Raw genomic sequence first — 17,907 nt, forward strand, 5'->3', positions numbered from 1 at the left:
TTATACCTATTAATCAAGGTTCTCTTTTTATTTGCATTTAGGAGGTAAGATAATGTTTGACGTAACTATTATTGGTGCTGGCGTTATTGGCTGCTCAGTATCAAGAGAGCTATCTAAATATAATTTAAAAACATGTGTTATTGAAAAATCTAGTGATGTTGCTTCTGGTACAACAAAAGCAAATAGTGCAATAGTACATGCAGGGTATGATGCTAATCCAAGTACTATTAAGGGAAAATTAAACGCAAAAGGTAATGAAATGTATACAAAGCTTGCAAAGGAATTAGATTTCCCATTTAAGAGGAATGGATCATTGGTTCTGTGCTTTGACGAGAAACACATGAATGATCTTAAAAAATTACTTGAACAAGGTGAAAAAAATGGAGTACCTAATTTAGCTATTCTTGATGGAGATCAAGTTAGAGAAATGGAACCTAATGTAACATTGAGCTGTGTCGGTGCATTATATGCTCCAACAGGAGGAATTGTTTGCCCATATGAAATGACTATTGCTATGGCTGAAAACGCATACACCAATGGCGTCGAATTTGAATTTGGAACTGAGGTCCTTAATATAGAAAAAAAACAAAGTTGTTACGTTATAAAAACTAATAAAGGCGACATTGAAACAAAAGTAGTAATAAATGCAGCCGGTTTATTTTCGGATGAAATTAATAATATGGTAAGCAATAACAAATTTGAAATACTTCCCACGCTAGGAGAATATGTCTTATTTGATAAAGCTTGCAGAGATTTAGTTACAAAAACTATTTTTCAACTTCCAACTAAACTTGGAAAAGGAGTTTTAGTTACCCCTACTGTTGATGGTAACCTTCTAATTGGACCTAATGCTGTAGATCAAGATAACAAAACTGATCTTAGTACAACTCGCGAAGGCATCGATGATATCGTTTTAAATGCTCAATTAAGTATCCAAATGCCACTTCCTATGAATATGGTTATAACTTCTTTTGCAGGGAATAGATCAAAATGCGCGGGAAATGATTTTATAATTGAGGAAGCAGAAGACGCTAAGAACTTTATTAATGTAGCAGCAATTGATTCTCCAGGTTTAACTAGTGCTCCAAGTATTGCTGTAATGGTAGCTGATATAGTAACAGAAAAATTAGCACCGCAGGAAAATGTGAAATTCAACCCTATACGAAAAGGTACAAGAAAATTTAGAGAAATGTCAAACGATGAGCGAAAAAAAATAATCAAGGAAATACCTGAATATGGAACAATTGTTTGTAGGTGTGAAACTGTAACAGAAGGTGAAATTATAGACTCTATAAGAAGACCTCTTGGAGCAAAAACACTTGATGGAGTTAAACGAAGGACAAGAGCTGGAATGGGGAGATGCCAATCGGGCTTTTGTGCAACAAAAGTTGTAGATATTCTTTCAAGAGAACTTAATATACCACGATGCGCCATTACAAAATCAGGCGAAAATTCTATACTGCTCACTGGCAAAAATAAACAATCTTTATAAATTGGAGGAATATATATGCAAGAATATGATTTAATCATAATTGGTGGAGGTCCAGCAGGCCTTGCAGCTGCAGTTTCTGCAAAGGATCAAGGGATAAACAGCATTTTAATTATAGAAAGAGATAATCAATTAGGTGGTATTCTCAATCAATGTATTCATAATGGTTTTGGTCTTCACACATTTAAAGAAGAACTTACTGGTCCTGAGTATTCTCAACGATTTATTGATAAGGTTATTGCACTTAATATCGAGTATAAACTAAATACCATGGTTCTAGATGTAAATGATAGTAAACAAGTTACTGCTGTAAATACAGAAGATGGTATCTTGGAGCTCCAGGCAAAAGCAATTATACTTGCAATGGGATGCAGAGAAAGACCAAGAGGAGCTTTAAACATACCAGGTGCAAGATGCGCAGGTATTTATACAGCTGGAACAGCTCAAAAATATGTTAATGTTGAGGGTCTAATGCCAGGAAAAGAAGTAGTAATACTTGGTTCTGGAGATATCGGACTTATAATGGCAAGACGAATGACCCTCGAAGGTGCAAAGGTAAAGGCTTGTGTAGAACTAATGCCTCATTCAAGTGGACTTAAGAGAAATATTGTACAATGCTTAGATGATTTTAATATTCCTTTAAAATTAAGCCACACTATAACAGATATACATGGGCATGATAGACTTTGCGGAGTTACTATAGCTAAAGTTGATGACCATAGAAAACCAATTAAGGGAACTGAGGAATACATAGCTTGTGATACATTACTCTTATCTGTTGGTCTTCTACCCGAAAATGAACTTTCTAGAAAAGCTAATGTTAAACTTTCCAGAGTTACTGGGGGTCCTGAGGTAGATGAAAGCATGCAGACGAGCATTTCTGGAATATTTACCTGTGGCAATGTGCTTCACGTTCATGATTTAGTAGATAATGTAACCACTGAAAGCTACACTGCTGGTAGAAATGCTTCTGATTATATAAAAGGAATTTACCATGCAGGAAATAGTATTGAGATTTTCGCGACAGATGGAGTTAGGTATACAGTACCAAGTACTATCAATCCTGAAAATATCGATAACATAATAGATGTTAGATTTAGGGTTGGTGAGGTACATAAATCTGCTTATATATCTGTTTATTTTGATGATGTGCGCGAAATGCATTTAAAGAAAAAGATTCTTACACCAGGCGAAATGGAAAGCGTTAAATTAACTAAAGCAGTTTTTGATAAATATAGTAACTGTAAAAAGATTACCATAAAGGTAGAAAAGGAGTAGTTAACTATGAGTACAAGGGAATTAACATGTATAGGCTGTCCAATAGGTTGTGCTCTTGTGGTAGCGCTTGAGGGCAAAGAAGTTATTAGCGTTAAGGGAAATACCTGTAAGATTGGAGAAACCTACGGCAAGAAAGAATGCACTAATCCAACAAGAGTCGTTACATCCTCTGTTTTAGTTTCAGGTGGAGAAAATGAGATACTTCCTGTTAAAACTGAGAGAGATATTCCAAAGGATATGATTTATGACTGCGTAAGATCATTAAAAAATGTTATAGTAAAAGCTCCTATTTCTATAGGTGATGTGATTATAGAAAACGTACTTGACACGGGCGTAAATATTATAGCAACTAAGAACGTTAAAGTGATATAATATTACTTAGAACAACTAAATTAAGAATTCACGATATTATATTAATATAATATCGTGTTTCCATAAATTATCAAGTAAACGATTACTATTAAATCGAAAAAGGAGCGTACAAATTATGGCTAAGTATGTAATGGCACTAGACCAAGGAACAACAAGTTCAAGATGCATTTTATTTAACAAAGAAGGACTTATTGCAAGTGTAGCTCAAAAAGAGTTTACACAAATATTTCCGAGTCCAGGTTGGGTTGAGCATGATCCTATGGAAATTTGGGCTACTCAATTAGGTATGGCACAAGAAGCTATGGCTAAAATTGGTGCCACAGCAAAAGATATCTCCGCTATTGGTATTACTAATCAAAGAGAAACTACAGTGGTTTGGAATAAAAACACTGGAATTCCTGTATACAATGCAATTGTTTGGCAATGTAGAAGAACTGCTGGCATGTGTGATGAATTAAAGACTGTAGGCTTTGATAAAGTAGTACGCGATAAAACTGGACTTATACTCGATGCTTATTTTTCTGGAACAAAAGTTAAATGGATACTTGATAATGTTTCTGGTGCTAGAGACGAGGCTGAAAAAGGTAATTTAATATTTGGTACTATTGATTCATGGTTAATTTGGAAATTAACAAATGGAAAGGTTCATGTAACAGATTATACAAATGCTTCAAGAACACTTCTATACAACATTCATGAATTGAAATGGGACGATGAAATACTTAGTACTTTAGATATACCAAAATCAATGCTTGCAGAAGTAAAACCATCAAGCTGTGTTTATGGATACACCGATAATTCAATATTTGGTTCTCCAATTGCAATAGCTGGCGCAGCCGGTGATCAGCAAGCTGCCCTATTTGGACAAACTTGTTATCAAGCTGGAACGGCTAAAAATACTTATGGTACTGGTTGCTTCTTATTAATGAACACTGGTGAAAAAGCAGTTGATTCCCACAATGGTTTACTTACAACTATAGCTTACGGCATTAATGGCAAAGTTAACTACGCTCTTGAAGGCAGTGTATTTGTTGCAGGTGCAACTATTCAATGGCTAAGAGATGAATTAAGAATGATAAAGACCGCACCTGAATCAGAAGAGTATGCCTGTGCTGTTGAAGATACAGCTGGCGTATATATGGTGCCAGCATTCGTTGGACTTGGTGCTCCATATTGGGATCCATATGCAAGAGGAACAATAGTTGGTTTAACTCGCGGAACTAAGAAAGAACACTTTATACGAGCAGCACTTGAATCCTTAGCTTATCAGACAAATGATGTATTAAAAGCTATGCAAGAAGATTCAGGTATTACACTTAAATCATTAAAGGTGGATGGTGGTGCATGTGCTAATAACTTCTTAATGCAATTTCAGTCAGATATATTAGATGTTCAAGTTGACAGACCAAAAGTAATTGAAACAACAGCTTTAGGTGCTGCCTATTTAGCAGGACTGGCAGTTGGATATTGGAAAGATCAAGAGGAAATTGCGAAAAATTGGGCACTATCAAGATCCTTTGAACCAAAAATGGGAGAAGAAAAGAGAGTAGAACTTTTAAAAGGATGGCATAAAGCTATTGGAAGATCAAGAAATTGGTCAAAATAAGGAAAATAAAGCTATAATATGATATGATATGAAATGTATTCAAATATAGATGCAATACAATACATTTCATTATAAAGATATTCGAAAATTAGGGGGAAAATAAAATGTCATCAAAACTATTAGCTGAATTTTTTGGTACTATGATACTTATTCTTTTAGGAGACGGTGTAGTTGCAGGCAGTGTATTAAACAAAAGTAAGTCTCAAAATAGCGGATGGATTGTAATTGCATCTGGTTGGGCAATGGCCGTTATGTTGCCAGCGTTCATTTTTGGTGCAATAAGCGGTGCTCACTTTAACCCAGCGCTTACTATTGCTTTAGCTGTTGCTGGAAAATTTTCCTGGGCGCAAGTGCCTGGTTATGTTATAGCCCAAATGTTAGGAGCTATGGCTGGAGCTACACTAGTATGGCTTACATACTTAGAACACTGGAAGGCAACAGATGACCAGGCTGGAAAACTCGCAGTATTTTGTACAGGACCAGCAATTAGAAAGTATTCTTCAAATTTTTTAACCGAAGTAATCGGAACATTTGTATTGGTTTTTGTTATATTAGGTATAGGTGGTGTTACAGCTGCTGCAGGTTTACCAACATTTGTTGTTGGAGGATTAATTTTGGGTTTAGGACTTTCTTTAGGAGGACCAACGGGATATGCAATAAATCCAGCAAGAGATTTAGGACCAAGAATTGCTCATGCAATATTACCAATAGCCGGTAAAGGAGACTCTGATTGGGAGTATTCATGGATTCCAGTACTTGCCCCAATAGTTGGAGCAGTACTTGCAGCATTAGTTTGGGTAGCTGTATTTTAGTAAATCAAGTAGTCGTTAAATTGGAACACATAAATCCTCAATAAACTAATAAAAAAGTTTACATGTAAGCCGTAAGTATTTTCATCTTATGACTTCCATGTAAACTTTTTTATTTGTAAAATATATTAACTTTGTAGGTATAAATTATTTTAGAATAGCTTATTTATCAAACTTTTTTAAATAAGCAGATAGCTCTTTTAATCCATTTATTAATATATTTGAATGCGAACAATATCCTAACCTAGCATGACCCGGAACATCAAAACGATTGCCTGGAACTAAAAGAACTCCTTTTTCTTTTAAAATATCTATGCAGAATTGTTCAACATCAACAGGTATATCTAATTTTATAAATGATGTAGAAACATATTTCGGAAACACTAATGAAACGCGAGGTTCATTTTCGATCCATTTCTTAACAATTTCTAAATTCGCATGGATAATTTTTTTATTTCTATCTAGGACTAATTCTTTATTTTTTAATACATGAACAGCTAGATAATCATCAAAAACACCTGCGCAAATCATAGTGTAATCACGATACTTCCTAAATGAATCTGCTAATTCTTTATTGCTAGCAATCCAACCAACACGTATTCCTGGAACTGAATATGTTTTTGATAGACTATTTGTAGAAATCCCTTTATCATATAGGTCTACTATTGATGAAACAGAAATGTCAGAATCTAAAGGTTTATATACTTCATCAACTAAAATGTAAGCACCCACAGCATCCGCAATCTTAACTATTTCTTTTAGAAAGTTATCATCAAAAATAGTTCCAGTAGGATTATTTGCATTATTCAAACAAATTAATTTTGTATTTGGACGCATTAATTTTTTTAATTCGTCTAACTTAGGTAGCCAGTCATTATCCTCATAAATTTCCCAAAACTCCACTTCAGCACCAAAAGACCTTGGAATCTCATATAATTGTTGATAGCTAGGATGCATGGCAATCACATGATCATTTGGCTCAATTAATGAATATAAAGCTAATAAATTTGCGCCAGTTGCTCCATTAGTTTGTAGAATATTTTCAGCTGGAACATTTTTATATAATTTACTAACCTCTTTTTTAAACTCTGGGGACCCTTCTATCCATCCATAGTTCATTTTTGTATTTAATAGTCCATGGAAAAATTCCTCTGGGGTTGTCCCATCTATAGATATTATTTCTTCTAATGAAAATGAAGCTATTGAGCTTCCTGCTATATCATAGATAGCATCATTTTCCCAAACATTTAACCATTCTTCAACGCCAAAATTTGCAATTTTCATATTAAAAACCTCTTTTCAACAATTTAAATAGTAATTTTACTTATTGCTAATAGATAAATAACATATATTGATCCAATAACGATCAAAGAAGTTAATACAAATTGTTTTTTTGTTAGTAATTTCTTTTCACCATTTTCTTTTCTAGCCATTACAAAAAACGCAATCCCAGGAATATAAGCCAAAAGACAAAGCAGAGTATAGTTTATTCCTGAAGCTAAAATTCCCCAAATTTCAAAAATCACTGTAATTAAACCTATGATTATTTGTTTTATTTCACCTTTTTTATGTCTGTCGATATAAGATATTTTAAATTGATACATTCCAACGAATAAATAACATATTAATATTGCAGCAGTACCCATTGAATAAGCAAACTGATATGCTTTATCTGTAAATAATAAAGTGAAAATAAATAATTGAGTTAAAGCCGCCGTGATAATTAAGGAAAAAGTAGGCGCACCGGCTTTATTTACTTCACCAAATTTTTTCGGCAGTAGGTTTGCACGTGCCATTAAAAGAGTGGTTTCAGCGGGTAACATTGTCCACGATAACCATGAACCTAAAATAGATATTATTAAACCTATGTTTATGAATGTAGCTCCCCATGGCCCAACAATATCTTTTAAGATATACGCCATTGTAGGAGTTGGTAAATTTACTAGTTGCTCTTTACTCATAAGACCATAAGGAATCATAGAAGCTAAAACATAAATAATTAATAAACCTAATAGTCCTAGTACAGTTGCCCTGCCTGCTTCAGATTTCTTATTAGCACGAGAAGATAACATTGAGGCCCCTTCTATACCGACAAAAACCCACATCATTACCATCATACAACTTTTAACTTGCACGAATATATCTGATATTTTAAAATTAGTAGATATGTTTCCCCAAAAATGATATGTAAATAAATCCACCTTAAAAGCTATAATACCTATTACTATGAATAAAAAGATTGGTATTAATTTAAATAAGGTAACTAGTGTATTTATAACAGCGGCTTCTTCAACTCCTCTATTAACTATGTAAGTAAGTAACCATATAAAAACGCTTGCACCGATAATTGATGGTATATTATGACCATTTCCAAAGACAGGAAAGAAGTAGGAAAGTATACTCATAAGCATTGTGGCAAAGGCTACATTGCCAAGCCAAGATGATAACCAGTATCCCCATCCACTAATAAAACCTCCAAATTTTCCAAAACCATCTTCTGCATAGCTGAATATGCCATTTAATTCAGGCTTTTTTAATAATAAATTGTTAAAAGATAACGATAACATTAAAACACCAAAACCAACAATTATCCATGCAATAATTGCAGGTCCTGCTGCAGCACCAGATACTAAATCACTAGATATACTAAATATACCAGCACCTATTGAGGACGTAATAACTAATGCTGTTAGTGAAAACAACCCTAGTTTTTTTGATCTATCTGACATTTTATAATCTCCTTTTGATTAATGTATAAGCAATATTTTAAATTGGTGAGAGCAATAATATTGCCCTCACCAATTAATTTTATAATTATTTTAGGCTAGTTTCCAAGTGTAGCAACCATAATTGCTTTGATTGTATGCATTCTGTTTTCTGCTTCATCAAATACTATAGAATGTGTACTTTCAAATACCTCATCTGTAACTTCTAAACCTTCAAGACCATATTTTTCAAATATATCTTTACCTACAAGTGTCTTTAAATCATGAAAAGCTGGTAGGCAGTGCATGAATTTAACGTTTTTATTACCTGTCTTATTAAGCATTTCCATATTAACTTGGTATGGTCTTAATAGTTCTATTCTTGATGCCCATACTTCGTCTGCTTCGCCCATAGAAACCCATACGTCTGTGTAGATTACATCTGCATTTTTAACTCCTGCAGCCACGCTATCTGTAATAGTAATTTTTCCTCCTGTTTCTTTAGCAATTTCATTACATTTTGAAACTAATGCTGTTTCTGGGAACAAGCTCTTTGGTGATACGATTCTAAAGTCCATACCCATTTTAGCAGCACCTATCATCAATGCATTTGCCATGTTGTTTCTTCCATCTCCTGCATATACAAACACAATGTCGCTTAATGGTTTGTCAAAGTGTTCTTTTATAGTTAAAAAATCTGCAAGAATTTGTGTTGGGTGGTCTTCAGTTGTTAATCCGTTCCATACAGGAACTCCTGCATATTTTGCTAGTTCTTCAACTATTTCTTGACCATATCCTCTATATTCTATTCCATCATACATTCTTCCAAGAACTCTAGCTGTATCTGCTACAGATTCCTTTTTACCAATTTGAGTTCCTGTAGGTCCAAGGTAAGTTACATGAGCTCCTTGGTCTAGTGCTCCTACTTCAAAAGCACATCTTGTTCTTGTAGAGCTCTTTTCAAATATTAGCGCAATATTTTTACCTTTTAATTTCTGTTGTTCTGTACCTGCATACTTAGCTCTTTTTAAATCTCTAGCTAAATCTAAAAAGTAGTTTATTTCATTTGGAGTAAAGTCCATCAAAGTTAAAAAGTTTCTGTTTCTTAAGTTAAACATAATAAATTCCTCCTAATATTGTTGTTATTATATTGTTTTTATAAGTTATCTCTATTTAGTGGCATACTCATACATCTTGGGCCGCCTCTTCCTCTAGAAAGTTCAGCACTTGGCATTGTGAGTACTGTTACACCATGTTTTGATAAAATTTCATTAGTAACATAATTTCGTTCATAAGTTATAACTTTTCCTGGTGCAATAGCTAGAGTGTTTGATCCATCGTTCCATTGCTCTCTTGCTGCTACAATAGCGTCACCACCGCCACATCTTATTAAATCAACAGAGGTCACTTTTAATGCAGATTTTAATACATTTTGCAATATATCTTTTTCTTGCTTAATATTTAATTGTCCATTGACACCTTTTGTAATTTCGAAAACATTAAGTGGTCCTTCTATCTCTGGGTGTATTGTAAATTTATCATAATCAACCATAGTAAATACAGTATCAAGATGCATAAATGCTCTACTAGATGGAATTTCTAATACTAATACTTTTTCAAAAGTAGTATGTTTTTCAAACAAGTTTCTTGCTACAACTTCTATAGCTTCAGGGGAAGTTCTTTGACTACATCCTATTGCAAGGGTTGTGGCAGATAATATAAGTTCGTCCCCACCTTCGATATTACTTGGAAGGCTTCTATCATACCAAAGGGGCACTTCATTTTGTTTGAAGGATCTATGATATTCATGAATAAATTCTAGGAACAAAGTCTCACGTCTTCGAGCTTCAGTTTGCATAGTATTTATAGTAATACCATTTCCAATTGAAGCACCTGGATCGCGAGTAAAGTAAAGATTAGGCATAGGATCTAAGTAGAATGGATACTGAGTTCCTATTAATCCTCTTAGAGAATGAATCTCCTTAACAGCTATTTCGTTTTTTCTAACTCCAGCCATAAGTATATCAATCATTTCTCTTGTAGGCTTTGACATTAAATAATCATAAAGAGATTTATATATTTCTTTATTACTAATGTGGCTTTCATATAAAAACTGTTGTAAAAATATTTTTTTTGTTTGATCCTCATTCAAAGCCTCTGTTACAAGTTCTTCTAAATAGAGAACTTCCACATCGTTTTCTTTTAATATTTTTGCAAATATGTCATGTTCTTTTCGCGCTACTTCTAAATAAGGAATATCATCGAAAAGTAATCTTTCAAGAAGATTTGGTACTAAATTTTCTATTTCTCTACCGGGTCTATGTAGCATTACTTTATTAAGTTTTCCTATTTCAGAAGTTACATTTATAAATGATTCCATTTAACTTGGCCTCCTATTCATTTTTATTTATACTATCATTATAAAGTGTACGATTTTATAAGGGAACCCCATTATTTCACTGTAATTGCATATATATCTTGATCATTAGCTTTGCTCCTGAATTATCACTATATGGTTATGAAAATCTCTATTTTGCGCAATAATACTACATACATCTCCCCTTGATAAATTAAAACGTCAGATTGTTTGTATATATATTCGCATTTATCTAATTTACAATGCATAACAATAAAACTAAAGCATAAATATTCATTCAACTTATTTTTGGTTATTTATACTTATAAATGTGTTTAATGATTTCCGTTAATAATTTGTTCATAATTCTGTTAAGATTTTACCATCTTTGTATATGGAAGTCAACCGCCATTTTTTTATAAATTAAAAGCTTAGGATTGTTTTCACAATCCTAAGCTTCAGGTTGTTTACAAACCCAGTATAATTTTTTTATTATACTGGGCTTTTTGCATGCAATTATGCGATAGCATTTTGAGTTATGGATAAATTTAAAATAACAACTATCTTCTTAGTTAGAAAATCAAAAAACAGTAAAGATAGCAGGCTAGCTATCTTTTTCATATTCTGCACTGCTGCTGTAAGCAGACACTGCTCTTGCACATTTTCTAATCCACGCATATGGCAATAGCGAAGCCCATGCAGTTGTTTTGAATCTGCGAAGCTTCGCTCTATAGTTTCTTTTCTTCTTCTATATATATTTCTGCCTTTATCTGTTCTGGTGAACTTTACAACATCTTCTTTATACGTTTCCCAAACATGTCTTCTAATAGTTTTAAACTTGCTTTTTGCAGAAAAGCATTGAGCTCTATTTGGACATATCTCGCAATATTTTGCATTACCAACATATTCTTTATATCCTTCTCTTGTTGTCGTTTTATAATGTAAAGCCCTTAAGTCAGGGCATACGTAAATGTCCTGCTCTTTAACATATTGGAATTTATTTTTTGTGTACATTCCTTTTGTATGTGGAGACCTACGGTATCCCATTACAGATTTTAATTCCCTCTCATATAGTTCTTTACATATAAGATTTGTAGCATAACCAGCATCTGCACCAACATATTTTGTGTTAAAATTAAACTTTTTTATTTGCACATCTAATCTATCGATATAAGGATCAACATCATTTATGTTTCCAGGAGTAACATACACATCAGTAATTATGTTATGTCTGCTATCGACAGTTCTGTGATCTAAATATGAGAAGCCTTCCGGCTTGCCATCTCTCATCATATATCCACTGTCGGGGTCGGTTGTGCTAACTTTAGTTTCTTTTATTTTGGTAACAGGTTCTTTTTCTTTTAAAGGTTTTTTACCATGGTTTATTCTATCTTCTTCCACTGCTTTATTAAGTTCAGCTACATATTCTTTCGGCGTTTTTTCAACTTCAATTTTCACAAGCTTTCGCTTATTAACATTTGCTTTTAGGTGTGTAGAATCTGTGTAAAGTATTTTACCGGTTACCATCTTAAGATTTATAGCCTTAAATACTACTTCGTCAAATATTTTTTGAAACACATCTGTACCTTTAAACCGTCTACGTCTATTTTGGCTAATTGTTGAATGATCTGGAATAGGATCAGTAAGACTTAGTCCTAGAAACCATCTATAAGCCACATTTACTTCAATGTCCTTTACAAGTTGTCGTTCAGATTTTATTCCAAATAAGTACCCAATAAACAGCATTTTAAAAAGTATAATAGGATCTACGCCAGGTCTTCCATTATCTAAGCAGTAATATTTTTTAGTCAGTTCTCTTATAAAAGAGAAATCCATGTATTTATCTATATTTCTCAGAATATGGTCTTTAGGAACTAAATCTTCTAAATACACCATTTCTAGTTTTTGTTGTGTGAAGTTCTTTTCATTAATCATAATAATGCCCTCCGAATTATAAAGTTTGTATACTATATATATTCGACATTGATGTCCTAAAATCCTTTTTGAATATGAAAAAACACTCCAATTTTAAATTAGAGTGTTTTACATTTTATGTTTGTCAACGGTCTGAAGCTTAGGATTGTTTTCACAATCCTAAGCTTTATTATCATTTATATGTGTACTTATAATTCACTATCTCATTGTAAACAAACGAGGTTCCTGCAAGTAATCTTGAACAATCCTAAGAGATTCACCAAACCTTTGATAGTGAACAATTTCTCTTTCTCGTAGAAACTTCAATGGATCTAATACATCAGGGTCATCTGCCATGTTTATTAGATACTCATAAGTTGCCCTTGCTTTTTGCTCTGCTGCTAAGTTTTCAGTAAGATCTACAATTGGATCCCCTTTTGATTGAAGATAAGAAGCATTAAAGGGTACTCCTGAAGCACTTACAGGGTATACTCCTCTACCGTGATCTACATAATAGCCACTCATACCTCCTTTTTCAATTTCTTCAAGACTGGCACCTTTCATTAGCTGCCTAACCATAGCACCTACCATTTCTAAATGAGCCAATTCTTCCGTACCAATATCAGTACATGTTGTTATAGCTTGAGGCGTAATCATAGAAAAGCGCTGACTCAGATATCTTAATGAGGCACCTAATTCACCATCCGGTCCGCCATATTGAGTAATAATAATTTTCGCCATTGCAGGATTTGGATTTTTAATTTTCACTGGATACTGTAAAAACTTATCGTATGTCCACATAAATTACATATCCCCCCTTTCAAGTTTGAAATTAGCATCAGTTTCCCAAGGCCATGGATTATTTATCCACTGCCATGGATAAGGGCTCAGCGAGTTGTCAGACAACATTCCGTAATTCATCTCATAGCTTTCTCTTAATCCTCTTGATTCCATCACATAAAAATTATATTTTGCAAGAGCCTCTTGATCCATTGGATGGGTATTAAGAAACAAACCTAGGTCATCTTTCATAAATTCTGAAGCAACAATTAGTTTTAAAAGTTCCATTTTAGTCTTCATAAGTACTCCCCTTTTTACTTGATGCAAATGGACTATTTTTTTTGTTTTCCCCCTCAAACGGACTATAAAGTTCTGGGAAAGCAGTTCCTCTTTTAAGTGCTTCTAAAGGCGCAAAAATCGTGCAAAGTTTTTGGTACGGAACGTAAGCTGCAGCTAATCTAACATTTTCTATTATAGTTTCTTGTGGAATACAATTACTCATTGTTGGGCAGTTTGTTTTTTTTCTCATTTCATTCTGTTCCAATTTAATCCTCCATATAATATTGTTGAGTACATAATATTATATTCAGGTATTTAAAAATGTGATAGTTTTCTTTTAATAAATTATTGACTTTTATTGAAATTGTGTATACTATTTATAATGAATATAAAAACTTCTAACCACCTTAAAATCGGTTAGAAGTTTTTTTAAAGTATACTAATATCAAGTAAGGCAAATAAATGCATTTGCCATGGAGGTAAAAATGGGTAAGAATCAAAGTGTTAAAGGTAATTTTATTTACAACAACATAGAGAAAATAGGTAAGAATTTTATGTATAAAAATCTTGAGAGAAGCAATTGCTATAATAGTGATTTTTCAAACTCTAATTTTAATTTTGTAAATTTTAGAGGTGCGCATTTTAAATCATGTGTGTTTTTTGAGTGTACCTTTAAGTGGGCCGAATTTATTGGAACAAATCTAAAAGGCAGTGATTTCAAAAATACTATATTTGAAAATACTATATTTGATTCTGTGAATCTAGACGGTGTTGATTTTAAAGATGCGGAATTTAAAAATACTATATTTTTGTCAACTGATGTTACAAAAGCTAAGAATCTTAGCATTAAAAACACAGACATCAAAATCTTTGATGAAATGCCACAATTTGAAATTAGTGAGGACCTTAGAATAGCTATTCTAGATGCAATGAAAAATAAATATGTAAAGGCTGCAAGGGTTCTAGATACAAAAGATGGTGGCATTAACATGATAAATTTAACAATATTATTAGATAACTTTGATGAGGACACCTTAATTAAAGGATTAAATATCATTAAATCCGATTTAAATTGTGATTTTCACACATTAAGTTATATAATTAAGTTTTTAAAAAACAATATGTAATGTAATTTATAAAAAAATTTACAATGACATCAACGGACGTAAGGAGTACATAAGATGAATGGGCGATCACATCAAAAAATAGCGATATTATCATATGCTATAGTAGCAACAATACCTTTAATTAATTCAATGCCAATATTCAACAATAAATATATACATGTTCCAATGGGAATAAGCATTATTGGCCTTGGAACTGCCTCTCTGGCGGGATTACTTGTTGATGCAGATAGTCATAATAGTAAAATAAACCAAATGAACCCACTTACAGGCACAAGTTCTAAAGTAATAAATAATATGGAAAAATCATTAAAGTTATTATTAAAATTATTATTAAGTATTGGACTTGGGGCACTGATTTTGTGGTATTCAAAAACTATTGTACAAGAGTTAACAATGATAAAATATATAGGTAAATATGCTGAGATATTCACATATTTTATGTCTTTCCTTTTTATAGTTTTAGGAATCACCAATGATAGGTATTATAAAAGGATTCCTATCATTGGTTTAGTTTATAAGAAATTATCATCTACAATAAGTAAAGGAACAAATAATTTCAAAAGGTCGACCATGCTTATAACTTATATTGGTTCGAGTGCAATTTTAGCAATGTATAACGTTACTAATTTAAACGATGCATTTATTTATCTTATTTGTATTTTATTAATTTGTATAGCAATATTCCCCCACAGAACATTTTTGCACTCAATAGAAGGCGTTACTATTTTTACTATTTCAGCTTCATATGTATTTAATAAATTAGGCTATGAATATTTAACGGGATGTTTTTTCGTTGGATATATAAGTCATATTTATTGGGCTGATATATTTACTAAAGAAGGAGTACCGATACTTTCAATACCCAGGTTTATTGCGCAGTTATTGAAAAAATTAGGTATTCATAATAAATTTGTTAATATATTAGAAAAAATAGGTAAGTTTAAACTTAAATTCCCACCACATATTACCACAGGCTCTGATACTGGAAATTTATTTGAAGTAATATATATTGTAGTATTATTTGTAGTAGTCGTGATAGGTTTCAATGTTTATGGTGGAGAATTCAGAGTAATATAAGTAAAATATATCCCTTTTTTAAGCACTAGCATGGATTTTGGGATACAATTAAATATATACAGATGGAAAAGTGAGAGGAGAGATTTTATGAAGTTTATTGCTGATTTACATACCCATACTATAGTTAGTGGCCATGCATATAGTACTTTAATGGAGAATGCGAAATATGCTAGTGAGAAAGGTCTTGAGATATTAGGAGTTACAGATCACGGTCCTAATATGCCAGGGGCTCCCGACCCTTGGTATTTTGAAAATTTTAAAGTTCTGCCAAGAGAATTATACGGTGTTAAAATGCTTTACGGATGTGAAGCTAATATAATTGATTATGAAGGTAATATTGATATACCAGTAAAGCTACAAAATGTTCTTGACATAATGATAGCAAGCATGCATGAACCTCTAATGGAAGGTGAAAAGAGTGCAGACTTAAATACAGCTACTATTTTAAAAGCTATGGATAACCCTTATGTGAATATTTTAGGACATATGGGAAATCCTAAATTCCCTATACATGCGGAAGAAATCGTAAAAAAAGCAAAAGAAAAAAATATACTAATCGAAATAAATAATAGCTCTTTTGTAACTTCAAGAAAAGGCAGTGACAAAAACTGTCTTAAAATTCTAAAACTTTGCAAAGAATTTGGAGTAAGGATTATTGTAAACAGTGATGCTCATTTCTGCTATTCTATAGGAAATTTTAGTGTTGTAGAAAAACTACTTAGAGATATAAATATGCCTGAAGAACTTATTATTAATACTAATAAAGAAATGTTATTATCATTTCTTAAAGAAAAAGGTAAAAATATATAATACAGTAGCTAAAATCATTAAACAGACATAAATAAGACTGTTCAAAAAGTTCTTACCATTTACAGAGATTGGAAGCTTCTAGAAGCTTCCAATCTCTGTTGTTTTTAATCCTCTTTCTTAACTATTAGCATATAATCATTTTTTATAACTCAAAGTTTAACGACATTTCAGAAGGAAAGTCTCCTACTTCTGAAGTCGTAAATCATCTTCTTCGATGCTGTGCAGCTCCGCAGGAGATGATTTAATATATACATATTATTTTATAACCTCATCCTTGCTTTGTTTCTCATCTTCCAAGTCTTCAAAGGCCCTCTCCATTGCAATTCCTACGTCACCTACAGATTCATCAAGTGCTTTATCCAATGTTTGCTTAATTTCATCCCTTTTAGTATTTGTATCTTGTTCAATATCTTGTTCAATATCTTGTTCAATATCTTCTTCAATATCTTTTGCATTACTAATAATAATATTTTTTATTTCGCCACAACAACTTCGAACGAACAAACCTGCAATAGCTCCTCCAATTGCGACACCTACAACTGCTAAACTGTTAATAGGGCAAACCCTTTGTTTTCTATTTTTAAATTTATTTTTTTTTGGTTTGTCTAAAGAATTCATACAACAGCCCTCCTTAATATAATAAATATTTTTGAAATATTTATTATATTATTTCCCCATTATTATAAAAAAATTCAGTTAATGAATAAGAATAAATATGTAAATATATACACACACTAAAGAAAATGAGGTGCTATAATGAATAAAAAACTAAGTCTTATAATGTTTAGTGGAGAATATGACAAAGCTTTAGCTGGATTAATACTAGCAAATTCAGCTAAAGAATTAGGAATGGAAGTGTCTATGTTTTTCGCCTTTTGGGGTCTGCTTTTATTGAGAGATCCAAATATAAATACAAGTGAAGGTAAGTCTTCGCTTGAGAAACTTATGGGTGCAATGACTCCAAAAGGTCCAGATGAATTACCCCTTTCCACCATGAATTTTAGTGGTTTCGGAAAAAAAATGCTTGAAGCTATGATGAAGGAAGACGGAACCCCTACCCTTTCTAAATTTCTAGAAGGTGCTGTAAAAAAAGGTGTTAAGTTTTATGGATGTAAGCTTTCAATGGAAGTTATGGGCCTTAAAAAGGAAGAACTCATTCCAGAACTTGAGGTAATTGAGGCTAAGGACTATCTAAAGGATGCTCTCGAATCAGATATACAATTATTCATATAAGGGTAAGTGCATAAATAAACTGGCACCTATAGGGTAAGCACATAAAAAAGTGTTTACTCTATAGGTGCCAGC

The 17,907-nt window shown here is 32.5% G+C and carries 18 protein-coding genes; 9 read left to right on the top strand and 9 right to left on the bottom strand.

Annotation, left to right across the window (positions count from 1 at the left end; all coding sequences use genetic code 11):
• The first annotated feature begins 52 nt into the window (after positions 1-52).
• The 5 genes from ACWJJT_RS03900 to ACWJJT_RS03920 all read left to right on the top strand — a co-directional run bounded on the left by ACWJJT_RS03900 (position 53) and on the right by ACWJJT_RS03920 (position 5,557).
• The gene (locus ACWJJT_RS03900) at positions 53-1,492 is read left to right on the top strand and encodes an FAD-dependent oxidoreductase (RefSeq protein WP_462956126.1); all 1,440 of its coding nucleotides are present in this window, start codon (positions 53-55) and stop codon (positions 1,490-1,492) included.
• A gap of 15 nt (positions 1,493-1,507) precedes the next feature.
• Positions 1,508-2,767 (top strand): NAD(P)/FAD-dependent oxidoreductase, encoded by a 1,260-nt coding sequence (locus tag ACWJJT_RS03905; RefSeq protein WP_462956127.1) that lies wholly within the window; start codon positions 1,508-1,510, stop codon positions 2,765-2,767.
• Between the two features lie 6 nt (positions 2,768-2,773).
• On the top strand, positions 2,774-3,139 hold the full coding sequence (locus ACWJJT_RS03910) for a DUF1667 domain-containing protein (RefSeq protein ID WP_462956128.1): 366 nt from the start codon (positions 2,774-2,776) through the stop codon (positions 3,137-3,139).
• 115 nt (positions 3,140-3,254) lie between these two features.
• Positions 3,255-4,745, top strand: a complete 1,491-nt coding sequence (gene glpK, locus ACWJJT_RS03915) for a glycerol kinase GlpK (protein ID WP_462956129.1) — start codon at positions 3,255-3,257, stop codon at positions 4,743-4,745.
• Between the two features lie 104 nt (positions 4,746-4,849).
• Positions 4,850-5,557 carry an MIP/aquaporin family protein gene (locus ACWJJT_RS03920; RefSeq protein ID WP_462956130.1) on the top strand — a complete coding sequence of 236 codons (708 nt, stop codon included), beginning with the start codon at positions 4,850-4,852 and terminating at the stop codon, positions 5,555-5,557.
• Between the two features lie 159 nt (positions 5,558-5,716).
• Here the strand turns inward: ACWJJT_RS03920 and ACWJJT_RS03925 are convergent, their stop codons facing one another.
• The 8 genes from ACWJJT_RS03925 to ACWJJT_RS03960 form a co-directional block, all read right to left on the bottom strand.
• Positions 5,717-6,838 carry an aminotransferase gene (locus tag ACWJJT_RS03925; RefSeq protein ID WP_462956131.1) on the bottom strand — a complete coding sequence of 374 codons (1,122 nt, stop codon included), beginning with the start codon at positions 6,836-6,838 and terminating at the stop codon, positions 5,717-5,719.
• A 23-nt stretch (positions 6,839-6,861) separates the two neighbouring features.
• Positions 6,862-8,283, bottom strand: a complete 1,422-nt coding sequence (gene arcD, locus ACWJJT_RS03930) for an arginine-ornithine antiporter (protein WP_462956132.1) — start codon at positions 8,281-8,283, stop codon at positions 6,862-6,864.
• Between the two features lie 95 nt (positions 8,284-8,378).
• On the bottom strand, positions 8,379-9,377 hold the full coding sequence (gene argF, locus ACWJJT_RS03935) for an ornithine carbamoyltransferase (RefSeq protein ID WP_462954559.1): 999 nt from the start codon (positions 9,375-9,377) through the stop codon (positions 8,379-8,381).
• A gap of 38 nt (positions 9,378-9,415) precedes the next feature.
• Positions 9,416-10,639 (bottom strand): arginine deiminase, encoded by a 1,224-nt coding sequence (gene arcA / locus ACWJJT_RS03940; protein WP_462956133.1) that lies wholly within the window; start codon positions 10,637-10,639, stop codon positions 9,416-9,418.
• 492 nt (positions 10,640-11,131) lie between these two features.
• Positions 11,132-12,550: an IS1182 family transposase gene (locus tag ACWJJT_RS03945; protein ID WP_462956134.1), complete on the bottom strand. Its 1,419-nt coding sequence runs from the start codon at positions 12,548-12,550 to the stop codon at positions 11,132-11,134.
• 198 nt (positions 12,551-12,748) lie between these two features.
• Positions 12,749-13,330: a manganese catalase family protein gene (locus tag ACWJJT_RS03950; RefSeq protein ID WP_165414511.1), complete on the bottom strand. Its 582-nt coding sequence runs from the start codon at positions 13,328-13,330 to the stop codon at positions 12,749-12,751.
• 3 nt (positions 13,331-13,333) lie between these two features.
• Positions 13,334-13,609 carry a spore coat protein CotJB gene (locus ACWJJT_RS03955; protein ID WP_165414510.1) on the bottom strand — a complete coding sequence of 92 codons (276 nt, stop codon included), beginning with the start codon at positions 13,607-13,609 and terminating at the stop codon, positions 13,334-13,336.
• Positions 13,599-13,853: a spore coat associated protein CotJA gene (locus tag ACWJJT_RS03960; RefSeq protein WP_462956135.1), complete on the bottom strand. Its 255-nt coding sequence runs from the start codon at positions 13,851-13,853 to the stop codon at positions 13,599-13,601. The genes ACWJJT_RS03955 and ACWJJT_RS03960 overlap by 11 nt, the downstream gene beginning before the upstream one ends.
• A 220-nt stretch (positions 13,854-14,073) precedes the next feature.
• On the opposite strand from ACWJJT_RS03960, the gene ACWJJT_RS03965 reads away from it, so the two are divergent.
• The 3 genes from ACWJJT_RS03965 (at position 14,074) to ACWJJT_RS03975 (ending at position 16,602) form a co-directional block, all read left to right on the top strand.
• Positions 14,074-14,715 (top strand): pentapeptide repeat-containing protein, encoded by a 642-nt coding sequence (locus ACWJJT_RS03965; protein WP_462956136.1) that lies wholly within the window; start codon positions 14,074-14,076, stop codon positions 14,713-14,715.
• A 54-nt stretch (positions 14,716-14,769) separates the two neighbouring features.
• Complete coding sequence (locus ACWJJT_RS03970) at positions 14,770-15,792, top strand: metal-dependent hydrolase (protein WP_462956137.1); 1,023 nt, start codon at positions 14,770-14,772, stop codon at positions 15,790-15,792.
• Positions 15,793-15,879: 87 nt separating this feature from the next.
• Positions 15,880-16,602 (top strand): phosphatase, encoded by a 723-nt coding sequence (locus ACWJJT_RS03975; RefSeq protein WP_462956138.1) that lies wholly within the window; start codon positions 15,880-15,882, stop codon positions 16,600-16,602.
• A gap of 255 nt (positions 16,603-16,857) precedes the next feature.
• On the opposite strand, the gene ACWJJT_RS03980 is transcribed toward ACWJJT_RS03975, so the two are convergent.
• On the bottom strand, positions 16,858-17,220 hold the full coding sequence (locus ACWJJT_RS03980; RefSeq protein WP_462956139.1) for a hypothetical protein: 363 nt from the start codon (positions 17,218-17,220) through the stop codon (positions 16,858-16,860).
• A gap of 138 nt (positions 17,221-17,358) precedes the next feature.
• On the opposite strand from ACWJJT_RS03980, the gene ACWJJT_RS03985 reads away from it, so the two are divergent.
• Positions 17,359-17,835, top strand: a complete 477-nt coding sequence (locus ACWJJT_RS03985) for a DsrE/DsrF/DrsH-like family protein (RefSeq protein WP_165414505.1) — start codon at positions 17,359-17,361, stop codon at positions 17,833-17,835.
• The last annotated feature ends 72 nt before the right edge of the window (positions 17,836-17,907 follow it).

It is taken from the genome of Clostridium sp. CM041 (genome assembly GCF_055081035.1).

Coding starts and splice junctions, on each gene's coding strand:
- ACWJJT_RS03900 (WP_462956126.1), top strand. CDS start 53: ATGTTTGACGTAACTATTATTGGTGCTGGCGTTATTGGCTGCTCAGTA.
- ACWJJT_RS03905 (WP_462956127.1), top strand. CDS start 1,508: ATGCAAGAATATGATTTAATCATAATTGGTGGAGGTCCAGCAGGCCTT.
- ACWJJT_RS03910 (WP_462956128.1), top strand. CDS start 2,774: ATGAGTACAAGGGAATTAACATGTATAGGCTGTCCAATAGGTTGTGCT.
- glpK (WP_462956129.1), top strand. CDS start 3,255: ATGGCTAAGTATGTAATGGCACTAGACCAAGGAACAACAAGTTCAAGA.
- ACWJJT_RS03920 (WP_462956130.1), top strand. CDS start 4,850: ATGTCATCAAAACTATTAGCTGAATTTTTTGGTACTATGATACTTATT.
- ACWJJT_RS03925 (WP_462956131.1), bottom strand. CDS start 6,838: ATGAAAATTGCAAATTTTGGCGTTGAAGAATGGTTAAATGTTTGGGAA.
- arcD (WP_462956132.1), bottom strand. CDS start 8,283: ATGTCAGATAGATCAAAAAAACTAGGGTTGTTTTCACTAACAGCATTA.
- argF (WP_462954559.1), bottom strand. CDS start 9,377: ATGTTTAACTTAAGAAACAGAAACTTTTTAACTTTGATGGACTTTACT.
- arcA (WP_462956133.1), bottom strand. CDS start 10,639: ATGGAATCATTTATAAATGTAACTTCTGAAATAGGAAAACTTAATAAA.
- ACWJJT_RS03945 (WP_462956134.1), bottom strand. CDS start 12,550: ATGATTAATGAAAAGAACTTCACACAACAAAAACTAGAAATGGTGTAT.
- ACWJJT_RS03950 (WP_165414511.1), bottom strand. CDS start 13,330: ATGTGGACATACGATAAGTTTTTACAGTATCCAGTGAAAATTAAAAAT.
- ACWJJT_RS03955 (WP_165414510.1), bottom strand. CDS start 13,609: ATGAAGACTAAAATGGAACTTTTAAAACTAATTGTTGCTTCAGAATTT.
- ACWJJT_RS03965 (WP_462956136.1), top strand. CDS start 14,074: ATGGGTAAGAATCAAAGTGTTAAAGGTAATTTTATTTACAACAACATA.
- ACWJJT_RS03970 (WP_462956137.1), top strand. CDS start 14,770: ATGAATGGGCGATCACATCAAAAAATAGCGATATTATCATATGCTATA.
- ACWJJT_RS03975 (WP_462956138.1), top strand. CDS start 15,880: ATGAAGTTTATTGCTGATTTACATACCCATACTATAGTTAGTGGCCAT.
- ACWJJT_RS03980 (WP_462956139.1), bottom strand. CDS start 17,220: ATGAATTCTTTAGACAAACCAAAAAAAAATAAATTTAAAAATAGAAAA.
- ACWJJT_RS03985 (WP_165414505.1), top strand. CDS start 17,359: ATGAATAAAAAACTAAGTCTTATAATGTTTAGTGGAGAATATGACAAA.